Origin of the sequence: Leifsonia sp. ZF2019 (assembly GCF_019924635.1) — a bacterium.
Classification (GTDB): domain Bacteria; phylum Actinomycetota; class Actinomycetes; order Actinomycetales; family Microbacteriaceae; genus Leifsonia.
Genome location: NZ_CP065037.1, coordinates 1,636,268 through 1,648,395, shown reverse-complemented (window position 1 = coordinate 1,648,395; position 12,128 = coordinate 1,636,268). Strand labels below are relative to the sequence as shown.

The 12,128-nt window shown below is 72.3% G+C and carries 11 protein-coding genes; 5 read left to right on the top strand and 6 right to left on the bottom strand.

The genetic code is table 11. From position 1 onward, the window contains the following. Positions 1–48: 48 nt before the first annotated feature. The 3 genes from IT072_RS08155 to IT072_RS08145 are packed head-to-tail and all read right to left on the bottom strand — an operon-like array spanning position 49 to position 3,245. Positions 49–1,191, bottom strand: a complete 1,143-nt coding sequence (locus IT072_RS08155; protein ID WP_223360441.1) for a hypothetical protein — start codon at positions 1,189–1,191, stop codon at positions 49–51. Between the two features lies 1 nt (position 1,192). Beyond that, positions 1,193–2,314, bottom strand: coding sequence for a hypothetical protein (locus tag IT072_RS08150; RefSeq protein ID WP_223360440.1), 1,122 nt, complete (start codon positions 2,312–2,314; stop codon positions 1,193–1,195). Positions 2,315–2,372: 58 nt separating this feature from the next. Further along, positions 2,373–3,245, bottom strand: a complete 873-nt coding sequence (locus IT072_RS08145; protein WP_223360439.1) for a PHP domain-containing protein — start codon at positions 3,243–3,245, stop codon at positions 2,373–2,375. Between the two features lie 24 nt (positions 3,246–3,269). On the opposite strand from IT072_RS08145, the gene IT072_RS08140 reads away from it, so the two are divergent. Both IT072_RS08140 and IT072_RS08135 read left to right on the top strand, forming a co-directional pair. After that, complete coding sequence (locus IT072_RS08140; RefSeq protein ID WP_223360438.1) at positions 3,270–4,826, top strand: aminopeptidase P family protein; 1,557 nt, start codon at positions 3,270–3,272, stop codon at positions 4,824–4,826. Between the two features lie 89 nt (positions 4,827–4,915). After that, complete coding sequence (locus IT072_RS08135) at positions 4,916–5,548, top strand: hypothetical protein (protein ID WP_223360437.1); 633 nt, start codon at positions 4,916–4,918, stop codon at positions 5,546–5,548. Here IT072_RS08135 and IT072_RS08130 read toward each other — a convergent pair. Then, a complete protein-coding gene (locus tag IT072_RS08130) occupies positions 5,533–6,159 on the bottom strand; it encodes a general stress protein (RefSeq protein ID WP_223360436.1) in 627 nt (208 codons plus the stop codon). The two genes, IT072_RS08135 and IT072_RS08130, sit on opposite strands and share 16 nt — an antisense overlap. Positions 6,160–6,216: 57 nt before the next feature. Here IT072_RS08130 and IT072_RS08125 point away from each other — a divergent pair, with 57 nt between their 5' ends. From IT072_RS08125 to IT072_RS08115, 3 genes are read left to right on the top strand one after another with little or no spacing between them, the layout of a single operon-like run. Next, positions 6,217–7,539 (top strand): magnesium transporter MgtE N-terminal domain-containing protein, encoded by a 1,323-nt coding sequence (locus tag IT072_RS08125; protein WP_223360435.1) that lies wholly within the window; start codon positions 6,217–6,219, stop codon positions 7,537–7,539. Further along, the gene (locus IT072_RS08120; RefSeq protein WP_223360434.1) at positions 7,526–8,059 is read left to right on the top strand and encodes a DUF1003 domain-containing protein; all 534 of its coding nucleotides are present in this window, start codon (positions 7,526–7,528) and stop codon (positions 8,057–8,059) included. Before IT072_RS08125 ends, IT072_RS08120 begins: the two co-directional genes overlap by 14 nt. Next, positions 8,052–9,194 carry an Mrp/NBP35 family ATP-binding protein gene (locus IT072_RS08115; protein ID WP_223360433.1) on the top strand — a complete coding sequence of 381 codons (1,143 nt, stop codon included), beginning with the start codon at positions 8,052–8,054 and terminating at the stop codon, positions 9,192–9,194. The genes IT072_RS08120 and IT072_RS08115 overlap by 8 nt, the downstream gene beginning before the upstream one ends. A 15-nt stretch (positions 9,195–9,209) precedes the next feature. Here IT072_RS08115 and IT072_RS08110 read toward each other — a convergent pair whose 3' ends face one another. Then, entirely contained in the window at positions 9,210–10,685 is a 1,476-nt protein-coding gene (locus tag IT072_RS08110) for a pyridoxal phosphate-dependent decarboxylase family protein (protein ID WP_223360432.1), read from the bottom strand. Continuing rightward, positions 10,672–12,033 carry an MFS transporter gene (locus IT072_RS08105; RefSeq protein ID WP_223360431.1) on the bottom strand — a complete coding sequence of 454 codons (1,362 nt, stop codon included), beginning with the start codon at positions 12,031–12,033 and terminating at the stop codon, positions 10,672–10,674. The genes IT072_RS08110 and IT072_RS08105 overlap by 14 nt, the downstream gene beginning before the upstream one ends. Between the last annotated feature and the right edge of the window lie 95 nt (positions 12,034–12,128).

Here is a 12,128-nt window from a genome sequence, read left to right as displayed (position 1 = left end):
CGGTGACCCTCACGGGTCGCCGCCTTCGTCGTGCGTGCCGTCGGCCGGTCAGTACCAGTTGTGTCCGAGGTGGAACGACCACGCGGCGCACGGGGACCCGTAGCGGCCGGAGATGTACGACAGCCCCCAGTCGATCTGCGTGTTCGCGTTGGTCATCCAGTCGGGGCCGGCGCTGGCCATCTTGCTCCCCGGGAGCGCCTGCGGGATGCCGTAGGCGCCGCTCGATCGGTTGTAGGCGTCGGCGCGCCAGCTCGACTCCTTCGTCCAGAGCTTGATGAGGCAGCTCATCTGCTCGCTGCCCCAGCCGTAGGCGGGGAGTCTGCTCGATGCGTATGCCTGCGCGGCGGCCGGGTTCACCACGATCCCGGGGGGAGGAGCGGAGCTGTCGGCTCCTCCGCTCCCGCCGCCTGCACCTGCGCCGCTCCCGGCGTTCGCGGCCTCCTCCGCGGCGCGCGCGGCGACCCCCTCCGCGTACTGCCGCTCGACCGAGGCCGCGGTGTTCTTCAGCGACGCGAGCTGAGCGTACAGGGTGTCGGCGCGGGTCTGCTGCTCGGCGACCGCGGCGTCGGAGGCGGCCTTCGCCGCGGCCGCCGCGTCGTACGCTTTCTTCGCCTCCGCGTCGAGCCGGGTCCGTTCGGTCCGGGCCGCCGCCGCCTGGTCACGCAACGACGCGGCGACGTTCTTCTGCTGCGTCGCCCGTGCGTAGAGCGCGCTCGAGCGTTCGCCGAGCTTCGAGACGGCCCCGAGCTGGTAGAGGAGGGAGTCCGCGGACGCGCTCCCGCCGCTCACGAAGAGGCGGAGGGACACGTCCGAACCGCCCCCGCGGCTGAGCTGTGCCGCGAGCGCGCCGCTCTGCGTCCGCAGCGTCGTCGCCTCGGCTGTGGCGGCATCCGCCTGCGCGGCGAGATCCGCCGCGGTGCGGGTGGCCGTCTCGAGGGCGGCCTGCGCCGCCCCGTAGTCCGCAGCGCGAGCGATCGTCTCCTCCGCCGCCGCGTTCGCCGCACTCCGCAGTCCGGCGAGCAGGGAGGTGATGCGGTCCATCTGAGCCTGTGCGGAGGACGCGTTCGCCTTGGCGGCGGCGACGTCGTCCCAGCTCGGATACGTCTCGGCGGAGGCACGCTGGCTCGTGTCGACGGCCACCATCCCCGCCACCAGCACGGCGACCGCCGCGGATCGCGCCCACACGCTCATGTCAGTACCAGTTCGGGTCGTGGCTCATCTCGAAGTTCCACGCGGCGCACGGCGATCCGTAGGCGCGGTCGATGTAGTCGAGACCCCAGTTCACCTGGGTGTTCTGGTTGGTCATCCAGTCGGCCCCCGCCGACGCCATCTTGCTGGCCGGCCACGCCTGCGGGATGCCGTACGCTCCGCTGGAGCTGTTGTAGGCGTCGGCGCGCCAGCCGGACTCGTGGTTCCACAGTTTGATCAGGCACCCCATCTGGTCCTGCCCCCAGCCGTAGGCGGCGAGGCGGCTCGACGCGTACGCCTGCGCGCCGGCCGGGTCGACGACCATCCCCGGCGGGGGTGCGAACCCGTCGGAGCCGCCGCCCGGATTGGCCGCAGCGGCCGCGGCCGCTGCGGCGGCCTGCCCCGCCGCGTAGCTCTGCTCGACCGACGCCTCGGTGTTCTTCAGCGACGCCAACTGCGCGTACAGCGTGTTGGCGTGGGATTTCTGGTCGGCGAGTTGCGCCTCGGCGGCCGCTTCCGCCTCTTGCGCCGCCTGGTAGGCCTTCTTCGCGTCCGCGTCGAGCTGGGTGCGCACCTTCTGTGCGGCGGCGGCCTGGGTGCTGAGCGCGGAGGCGACGTTCTTCTGCTGGTCGGCCGCCGCGAGCAGTGCGGTGGAGCGTGACGTCAGCTTCGACATCGCGCCCAGCTCGTAGAGCAGGGACTGCTGGCGGGAGGAGTTGGCGTCGAGGAAGAGCCGGAGGGTGACGTCCGACGCACCGGCGCGCGCCAGCTGCGACGCCAGGGTCCCGCTCTGCGTGCGGAGCGTCGCGGCCTGCGCCGCTGCGGCCGTCGCCCGGGTCTGCAGATCATCGGCCTTCGCCGTCGCGGCCTGGAGGGCCGACTCGGCGGCGCCGTACTCGCCCGCACGCTTGACGGCGAGGTCGCCTGCGGCGTTGGCGGCGGTCTGGAGGCTCGCGAGGAGGCCGTTGATGCGGTCGACCTCCGCCTGGGCGTTCGCCGCGTTCGCCTTCGCCGCCTGGACGTCATCCCACGACGGATAGCTGGTGTCCGCCGCCGCAGGCGCCGCACCTCCCGCCAGGACGAGCGCGCCGACGAGCGCCGCCGCCGCCGCAGAGGACGTCCACATCCGTTTCACCCGAGTACCTCGCCTTCCGTCCCCCGCGGTCCAGGCTAAGCGCACCTGGTCACGGAGCGGAGAAAGGCGCCGCGCCTGTCGCTTCTTCGATCATCCGGTCGAGGACGGCCGGATCGGTGGTGTTCTCGCCGAGCCGGTTCGGTTTTCCCGCACCGTGGTAGTCGCTCGATCCGGTGATCGCCAGGCCGTAGCGGGCCGCGAGCTCGCGCAGCCGCGCCTTGCCGTCCTCGGTGTTCTCGCGATGGTCGACCTCGAGACCGAACAGCCCGGCGTCGACCAGACGGCGCAGACGGTCCTCGGGAATGACGCGGCTTCGTCCGCCCGTCGCGGGATGCGCGAGCACCGGTATGCCTCCCGCGGCGCGGATGAGACGGACGCCGGTCAGCGGGTCGGGGGCGTAGTGCGGCTGGAAGTAGCCGCTGCGCCAGTGCAGGATCCCCGCGAACGCGGCACTGCGGTCTTCGGCGAGCCCGCGGGCGACCAGCGCGTCCGCGATGTGCGGGCGGCCGACGGTCGCGCCCTCCGTGGCCTGCGCCATGACGTCGGCCCAGGTGATGTCATAGTCCTCCGCGATGCGCCTGACCATGTCCTCCGCACGTCGCATCCGACCGTCGCGGATGCGCTGCGTCTCGGCGACGAGCGCCGGATCGGCGGGGTCGAAGAGGTAACCGAGCATGTGCACGCTCGCGAACTCGATCCGCGTGCTCAGCTCCATCCCCGGGATGACCGTCACCCCGACGTCCGCACCCGCCGCGGCCGCGTCCGCCCACCCGGCGGTGGAGTCGTGGTCGGTGAGCGCGACGGTCCCCAGCCCCGCCGCCGCTGCGGCGCGGACGAGCTCCGCAGGGGTCTCCGTCCCGTCCGACACGCTCGAGTGCGTGTGGAGGTCGACGGGACCGCGGAACCGTCGCTCATCAGCCATGCCTTCCATCCTAGGAGTGGGAGAATGGTCGGCATGTCGTCCCAGTCGTCCACGCCGTCCCCCGCCGACACCGCCGCCGAGTCGGCCGAGATCCCCGCAGAGGCCGCGGAGGCCCCGCGCGCCACCGCGAACCGCTCGACCACACCGGGCTCCGACGCCTTCAAGGCGTACATCGGGAGCGGCTGGGCCGAACGGCCGGACGTGCTCCCGGGCGCCCGCGAGCAGGCCGCTTACGCCGCGCGCCGCCGTGCGCGCGTCTCGGAGCTCTTCCGCGGTCGCCGTGTCATCGTGCCGGCCGGCCGGCTGAAGCAGCGCTCCAACGACACCGACTACGCCTTCCGCGCCCACTCCGCGTTCACCCACCTCACGGGATGGGGATCCGACGCCGAGCCCGGCAGCGTGCTGGTGCTCGAACCCGTCGGTGACGGCCACGAGGCGACACTGTACTTCCGCGAGCGTGCCGGCCGTGACTCCGACGAGTTCTACGCGAGCCCCGAGATCGGCGAGTTCTGGATCGGGCCGCGCCCCTCCCTCGCCCAGGTCGCGAGCGACCTCGATCTGCCGACGCGCGGCATCGCCGACGCCGCCGACGTCATCGACACCGTGGACGCGACGGCCGTGGTCCTGCGGGAGGCGGACCCCGCGCTCACCGACCGGGTCGACACCGCGCGCCTCCTGCTCTCCGAGGCCGCCGATCCCGAGGATCACGCCGAGGACGACCGCCTGGCGCGCGAGCTGTCCGAGCTGCGGCTCGTCAAGGACGACTACGAGCTCGCCGAGCTGCGGGCCGCGATCGCCGCCACCGCGCGCGGGTTCGACGACGTGATCGCCGACCTCCCCCGGATCGTGGCGCACCCGCGCGGCGAGCGCCTCGTCGAGGGCATCTTCAACGGCCGTGCGCGGGCCGACGGCAACGCCGTGGGTTATGACACGATCGCCGCCAGCGGTCCGCACGCCTGCATCCTCCACTGGACCCGCAACGACGGCCCTGTGGTGCCCGGCGACCTGATCCTGCTCGACGCCGGCGTGGAGATGGACAGCTACTACACGGCGGACATCACCAGGACGATTCCCGTGAACGGCACGTTCGGCGAGACCCAGCGGCTCGTGTACGAGACCGTGCGCGAGGCCGCCGACGCCGCGTTCGCGATCGTCCGCCCCGGCATCCGCTTCCGCGAGATCCACGCGACCGCCATGGCCGTCATCGCGCGCCGGACGGCCGAGTGGGGGCTGCTGCCCGTCTCGGCGGAGGAGGCGCTCCTGCCGGAGAACCAGCAGCACCGCCGCTACATGGTGCACGGCACGAGCCACCACCTCGGGCTCGACGTGCACGACTGCGCCCAGGCACGACGTGAGCTGTACCTCGACGGCGTCCTGGAGCCCGGGATGACCTTCACCATCGAGCCGGGGCTGTACTTCCAGCCCGACGACCTGACCGTACCCGAGCGCTTCCGTGGCATCGGCGTGCGTATCGAGGACAACATCCTGGTGACGGCCGACGGCGCCGAGAACCTCTCGCTCGCCATCCCCCGCACGGCCGACGACGTCGAGGCGTGGATGGGCCGGCTCGGCGCGCGCTGACCCGGTCGTCCCGCTGCTGGTGGGAGCACCCCGCCCTGCCCTTCAAAGGGCGACGGCGAAGGAGCGCACCCGTGCCCTACGATCGCACCATGAGACGAACCCGGGGGATCTTCATCGGCCTCGCCCTCGCCCTCGCCGCCGCGACGGGAGCACTTGCCGGATGCGCCACATCGCCGGCCGCAGCGCCGCTCGCGGCCGTGACCGAATCCGCGACACCCACGCCCACCCCCACCGACGCGGCCGTCAATTGGCGCGACAGCGAGAGCATGATCATCCTGCCGAGCGCCACGACGAGTTCCTCGCTGCCGCACGGCCCGTCCTGGGTGACGGCCGGCGGCCACCTCCGCTGCGGCATCTACGACGACTGGGTCGTGCACGACCAGGACGGTAACCGCCTGCCGCCGCAGATCTTCTACGGCTGCCGGATCGACCCGACCGCGGCGACACTGACCTACCCGGACTTCGACAGCCCGGGCAAGGGCATGGTGGGCGGCTGCCCGAGCGGGTTCTCCGCCATTGCGGGGAGCACCCCATCACCCCTCTGCAATAGCGGCCAGGTGTTCTCCAGCGAGACCGACCACTCGAACGTGCTCGAACCCGGTCAAGGTGTGCGGTTCGCCGGCATCGAGTGCGTCGCGACCGGCGAGGACGCGATGAGCTGCACCGAACCTGCGACAGGGCACGGATTCCGCGCGAGCCTCTCTGACTACGCCCTGTTCTGACCGTCCGCGGGCGGTTCCGGCGCCGCGGGCGGCGGCTGCCACGCGGGCGGCGGGTCGCTGGGATGCGGCGCGGCCGGCGGGTCGCTCGGGTGCGGTGCCGCGGCGGCGGGCTGCTCGGCGGCTCCTGCCCCGCCCTGGAGGAGGTTGCGTGCGCGGTTGCCGAGGTCGCTGTCCACGAGCACCGAGTAACTGGTCGCGATCACCTGCATGACCGAGGTGTAGTCCTTGCGGCGGCGGTTGATCGCGTAGGAGACGATGCCGAAGAGCATGCCGAACCCGGCGCCGATGAGGACGGCCGCGATCACGAACGCGAAGCTCACCGTCGGCGAGAAGATGATGAGCAGAAGCCCGAAGAAGATGCCGAGCCACGCGCCCGAGGCCGCGCCCGCGAGCGCCACGCGCCCCCAGGTCAGCTTGCCGGTGACCCGCTCGACGCTCTTCAGGTCGCTGCCGACGATCGAGACCTTGTCGACGGGGAAGTCCGCTCGCGCGAGCACGTCCACGGCCTCCTGCGCGGCGAGGTAGGTCTCGAAGGTCGCGACGACCTCACCGCGCGGGAGGGTCGGGAAGAGCATCCGGTTGCGGCCGCCGAGCGGGCTGGGGCTGGTCATCTTCCCATTCTCCCATTGTCACGGTGCGCTCGGCGGGAAGGGCTTAGGTTTATACACGTGAGTGCCACGAGGATCTTCGTCGCCCGGCTCGCCGGGACCAGCGTCTTCGACCCGGTCGGCGACCGGGTCGGCCGCGTCAGGGACGTCCTGGTGGTCTATCGCAAATCCGATCCGCCGACCGTCGTCGGGCTGGTCGTCGAGATCCCCGGCAAGCGGCGCGTCTTCGTCTCGATCGGACGCGTGACCAGCATCTCTCCCGGCCAGATCATCACCACCGGGCTCATCAACGTGCGCCGGTTCGAGCAGCGCGGGGGCGAGGTGCGCGTGATCGCCGAGCTCCTCGGCCGCAAGGTCGACTTCGCCGACGGCAGCGGCGAGGCCACCATCGAGGACGTCGCCATCGAGGAGTCCGCCACCGGCGAGTGGGCCGTCGGGCAGCTCTTCGTGCGGCGCCCGAAGTCCGGTGCGTCACCGTTCGGCAAGGGTCCGACGACGATCGTGACCTGGAACGAGGTCACCGAACGTCTGCGCCGCGGCGAGGCGCAGTCGGCCGAGCAGCTCATCGCCACCTACTCCGAGCTCAAGCCCGCCGACTTGGCGAACACCCTGCTCGACCTCCCGCCGCAGCGCATGCTCGAAGTCGCAGAAGAGCTGCCCGACGACCGCCTGGCCGACGTGCTGGAGGAGATGCCCGAGAGCGAGCAGGTGCAGATCCTCACCAAGCTCGACGACGACCGGGCCGCCGACGTGCTCGACCAGATGGAGCCGGACGACGCCGCCGACCTCATCGCCCAGCTCTCCGACGAGCGCGGCGAGCACCTCCTGGAGCTGATGGAGCCGGAGGAGGCGGAGGACGTCCGCATGCTCCTCAGCTACGCGCCCGACACGGCCGGCGGCCTGATGACCACGGAGCCCATCATCGTGTCGGCCGACGCCACCGTCGCCGAAGGCCTCGCGCTCATCCGCCGGCACGAGCTCGCTCCGGCACTGGGGGCGGCGGTGTGCGTCACGCTGCCGCCATACGAGCCGCCGACGGGGCGGTTCCTCGGTATCGTGCACTTCCAGCGGATGCTGCGCTACCCGCCGCACGTGCGCCTCGGCACCCTGCTCGATCCGAGCCTCGAACCGGTCACCGGAGAGACCTCGGCGGCCGAGGTCTCGCGCATCCTCGCGAGCTACAACCTCGTCTCGGTCCCCGTGGTCGACGACAAGCACCGGCTCGTCGGCGTGGTGACCATCGACGACGTGCTCGACTACCTCCTCCCGGACGACTGGCGAAGTCAGGACGAGGACGAACCGGTCAAACAGCCGAGTCCGTCCGACGAGACCGGCAGCATCCGCATCGTGAACGGAAGGAGGGGCCCAGGTGGCACGCGGTAGGCAGGACGACCGACTCGACGCGCCGAAGGGGCTGCGCACTCCCGTCCTCGGCTCGTCGTCCCGCCGGGGGCGCGCCGATCAGAACGACCGGTTCGGACGTTTCACCGAGTGGATCGCGCGCGCGATGGGGACGCCGTGGTTCATCCTCGGGCTGACCATCTTCGTCGCCGCGTGGATGGCGTGGAACACCCTCGTCCCGCCCGCCTGGCGCTTCGACTCCGCGGCGCTCGGCTTCATCGCGCTGACACTGGTCCTCTCGCTCCAGGCGTCGTACGCGGCCCCGCTCATCCTGCTCGCGCAGAACCGGCAGGACGACCGCGACCGGGTCCAGATCGAGCAGGACAGGCAGCGTGCCGAACGCAATCTGGCCGACACGGAGTACCTGGCGCGCGAGGTCGTCGCTCTGCGGCTCGCCGTGAGGGACATGGCGACGAAGGACTTCATCCGCGCCGAGCTGCGCGCACTGCTCGAAGACCTCGAGGAGCGCGACGCGGGAGAGGGCGAGACGACCCGTGCCTGAGCTGGCGGACGCCGTGGGGCGTGCGCTGGCGGCGGTGCTCGACCCCGAGATCCGGAAGCCGATCACCGAGCTCGACATGGTGAGGGGCGTGGAGGTCGCGCCCGACGGCCACGCGACGGTGGGTATCAAGCTCACCATCGTCGGCTGCCCCGCCGCGGACGCCATCGAGCGCGACGTGCGCGCGGCCACCGCGAGCGTGCCCGGGGTGACGGACGTGACGGTGGACGTGACGGTCATGACACCGGCCGAGCGGAAGGCGCTCACCGAGCGCCTGCGCGGCGGCCGCGCGGCCCGCACCGCGCAGTTCGGCCCCGACTCGCTGACGCGGGTCTACGCCGTGACCAGCGGCAAGGGCGGGGTCGGCAAATCGACCGTCACCGCCAACCTCGCCGTCGCCCTGGCGGAGCGGGGACTCCGGGTCGGGATCGTCGACGCCGACGTGCACGGGTTCTCCATCCCGGGCATCCTCGGGCTGACGGACGAGCACGGCGTCGCGCCCCGCCCCACCCGTGTCGACGACATGATCCTCCCGCCCGTCGCCTACGGTGTGAAGGTCGTCTCCATCGGAATGTTCGTCGACTCCCCGTCGGCCGCGGTCGCGTGGCGCGGACCGATGCTGCACCGCACCATTCAGCAGTTCCTGACCGATGTCTTCTTCGGCGACCTGGACGTGCTGCTGCTCGACCTGCCGCCCGGCACGGGGGATGTGGCGATCTCGGTCGGTCAGCTCCTCCCGCAGGCCGAGGTCGTCGTCGTCACCACGCCTCAGCCGGCCGCGGCGGACGTCGCGGAGCGCAGCGGCGTCGTCGCCCGGCAGACCGGTCAGACGGTCGTCGGCGTGATCGAGAACATGGCCGGCCTGGTGCAGCCCGACGGCAGCGTCCTCGAGCTCTTCGGCAGCGGGGGCGGCGAGGAGGTGGCCCGCCGGCTGTCCGCGGGCCAGGAGTCCGCGGTGCCGCTGCTCGCCTCCGTGCCGCTCAGCATCCCGCTGCGCTCCGGAGGCGACACCGGAGCACCGATCGTCGTGACGGACCCGCAGGATCCGGCAGCCGCCGCGATCCGCCTGGTCGCCGAGCGGCTCGCGACGCGGAGCCGAGGACTCGCCGGGCGCAAGCTCGGCCTCAGCCTGAAGTAGCGCGAGGGCCCGCGGTCACACCGGCTCCACGAGGCGTGCGAGCAGCTCGACCAGCAGCCGCTCCGTCAACGACCGTGGGAGCGCCTCGATCATGGCGAGCAGAGGCGCCTGATCGTCCGGGAGGGCGCCGTCTCCGCTTCCGCCGATCCCCACCGCCTGCAGCACGGCAACCGCCGCATCCGAGTCCAGAGGGCTCTCCGCCAGGCCGTCGGGGAGCGTGTCCAGGACTGTGGCGGGATCGACCGGCGGGATGCCGCGCGCCTCGTCGGCCGCACCACGCAGCGCCGCCTCCAGCTCGTCCAGCCGCGATCCCGTGACGGGGGTGATCGTGAGGTGGGTGGTGTGCGGCAGTCGGGTGTCGTCCGCCTGGGTGAGGCCCGGCTGCAGCTGGAGGTGCCAGCCGCGCGCCCGTGCGCGGTCGGCCCAGTGATGCGGGTCCACCCGTCGCTCCGGGGGCAGGGACTCGTCCGTCGTCACGGCCAGGAGGGGCCCCGTCGGGGTCCCGAGCACGCGGAGACCCTCGATGTCCGCGACGAGGTCCGTCAGGGCGGCCGTCGACCGGCGGCACGAGTCCGCGAGCTCCGCCAGTCCCCTGGCCCCGAGCGCCTGGACGATCGCCCACGACGCCGCCAGCGCCGCGGCCGACTTCGACCCGAGGAGGGTGGGATTCACGACGGGGTAGCCGGGCCATCCCGTCGTCGCGAAATACTGCAGCCGCTGGCGGTCGCGACCGCGCTGCAGCAGCACGCTCGCGCCTTTGGGCGCGTAGCCGAACTTGTGGAGATCGGCCGAGACGCTGGTCACCCCGGGCAGGCGGAAGTCCCACAGGGGAAGCGCCGAGCCGTCCGCCTCGCGCCAGAAGGGCAGGATCCACCCGCCAATGCAGCCGTCGACGTGCAGCGCGACGCCCGCCTCGGCGCACCCCTCGGCGACGATCTCGACCGGGTCCAGCGCCCCGTACGGGTACGACGGCGCGGAGACGACGACGAGCGCGACGTCCGGCGCGAGACGCTCCAGGAGACGCCGCGGGTCGACCCGCCCGGTGGCCGGGTCGACCGGCACCAGGTCGAGCGCCAGATCGAAGTACTCGGCCGCCTTCTGGAACGCCGCGTGCACGGTCACCGGGGCGAGGAGGCGGGCACGCCCCTCGCCTCCGGCCGCGCGCCACGCGTCCCGCGCCGTCTTGACGGCGAGGAGGCACGACTCGGTGCCGCCCGAGGTCACCGAGCCGACCACGTCATCGCCGCCGTGCAGCAGCTCGCGGGCGAATCCGACCACCTCGCGCTCCATCACCCCCACCGAGGTGAACGTGGTCGGATCGAGCCCGTTGACCGGCTGCACGAGCCGCATGGCCGAAGCCGCGAGCTCGTCGATCTCGGCCACGCCCGAGTCGTAGACGTAGCTGAGGACGCGGCCGCCGTGGGTCGGCGCATCGGCCGCGCGGAGGGCGGCGAGGCGGGCGAGCACGGCGCGGGAGTCAAACGAGACCATCGATGTCGTCCTTCCGGAGGCGGTAGCGAGTGAGCGGGAGGAGGCTGAGGGCGAGGAGCGCCGCCGGCACGGCGCTGAAGGCGAGCACGATCCCCGCCACCGCGGCGGCAGGCTGCGTCGCGCCGGCCACGACGACGGTCGGGTCCGCAGAGCGCACGACATACCCGGTCACGGCGAGCACGACGGTGAGCACGGTCGCGCCGAGAGCCATGCCGGTGGTCTCCCCCGCGGTCCACATGCCGCCGAAGGTGCCGGCCCGGCCCGGCCCGTTGCGGCGGGCATCGTGCGAGATCACGTCCGGCAGCATCGCCATCGGCAGAGACTGCATGCCCGCGTACGCGGCGCCGGCGACGGCGACGGGGGCGTAGACCCAGTCGCCCGGCGCCCAGAGCAGCGCGACCATCGACAGCGATGCGAGCCCGAAAAGGATGCTCGCCGCCACGAATCCCCGCTCCTTGCCGATGCGCCGCGCGACCACGCCCCACAGCGGGGTGACGATGAGAGCGGGACCGATCAGCGCGAGGAAGAGGAACGTCACCGCGTCCTCCGAGTGCAGCACCCAGGTGGCGACGTAGTTCGCGCCGGCGAGCATCAAACCCGTCGCCAGCCCCTGCAAGAGGAACGTCAGCAGCAGCGCGCGGAAAGGCTGGCTGTCCCGCAGCACGCGCACCCCGGCCGCGTAGTTGGTGCGCAGCGTGACCAGCACCGACTCGCGGGGCGGCGCGACCGCTGCGGGAGCCTGCCGCGGAGCGACGAACGCCGAGATGAGCATCCCGCCGCCGATGGCGACACCGGCGATCAGCGCCATGGCCGCGTAGCCGCCGAGCGACCGCAGCGCCGGCCCTCCCGCTCCGAACAGCAGGATGGCGAACGTCAGCACGACCACCCGCCAGGTCAGGAGCCGGGTCCGCTCGTCGTACCCGCTCGCGAGCTCGGCCGGGAGCGCGATGTACGGCACCTGGAACAGGCTGAACGCCGTGGCCGTGAGCACGAACGCGACCAGCACCCACGTCGCCGCCACCGCCTCCGGCGTGCCCGGCGGCACGGCGAACGTGAGCAGGAAGAACACGGGCAGGGCGATCGCCCCCAGCACCATCATCGGCCGCCGCGACCCCCGCGCCGCGAGCATCCGATCGCTCCGCGCCCCGATGACCGGATCGATGATCACGTCCCACACCTTCGCGACGGTGACGACGACTCCGGCCACCAGTGCGGCCACCCCGAGGCTGTCCGTCAGGTAGTAGACCAGCACGAGTCCGGGGAGCGTGGCGAAGCCACCCGTGCCCAGCGAACCGATGGCGTACCGGGCGACCGTCGGCCGGGTGAGCGTCTGCTCCGATGCGATCATGTCCGCATCGTATTGGATGCGGGGTCGGATGCCCGGCGCAGCGCGGCCGATCCGGGGCCCGCTCCCTCGACCGATCGGCGTAGCAATCCGCTACA

Excerpts from the sequence above, each read along its gene's own strand:
- IT072_RS08145 (WP_223360439.1), bottom strand. The coding sequence starts at position 3,245 with ATGGCTGATGAGCGACGGTTCCGCGGTCCCGTCGACCTCCACACGCAC.
- IT072_RS08140 (WP_223360438.1), top strand. The coding sequence starts at position 3,270 with ATGGTCGGCATGTCGTCCCAGTCGTCCACGCCGTCCCCCGCCGACACC.
- IT072_RS08105 (WP_223360431.1), bottom strand. The coding sequence starts at position 12,033 with ATGATCGCATCGGAGCAGACGCTCACCCGGCCGACGGTCGCCCGGTAC.
- IT072_RS08130 (WP_223360436.1), bottom strand. The coding sequence starts at position 6,159 with ATGACCAGCCCCAGCCCGCTCGGCGGCCGCAACCGGATGCTCTTCCCG.
- IT072_RS08155 (WP_223360441.1), bottom strand. The coding sequence starts at position 1,191 with ATGAGCGTGTGGGCGCGATCCGCGGCGGTCGCCGTGCTGGTGGCGGGG.
- IT072_RS08110 (WP_223360432.1), bottom strand. The coding sequence starts at position 10,685 with ATGGTCTCGTTTGACTCCCGCGCCGTGCTCGCCCGCCTCGCCGCCCTC.
- IT072_RS08150 (WP_223360440.1), bottom strand. The coding sequence starts at position 2,314 with ATGTGGACGTCCTCTGCGGCGGCGGCGGCGCTCGTCGGCGCGCTCGTC.
- IT072_RS08135 (WP_223360437.1), top strand. The coding sequence starts at position 4,916 with ATGAGACGAACCCGGGGGATCTTCATCGGCCTCGCCCTCGCCCTCGCC.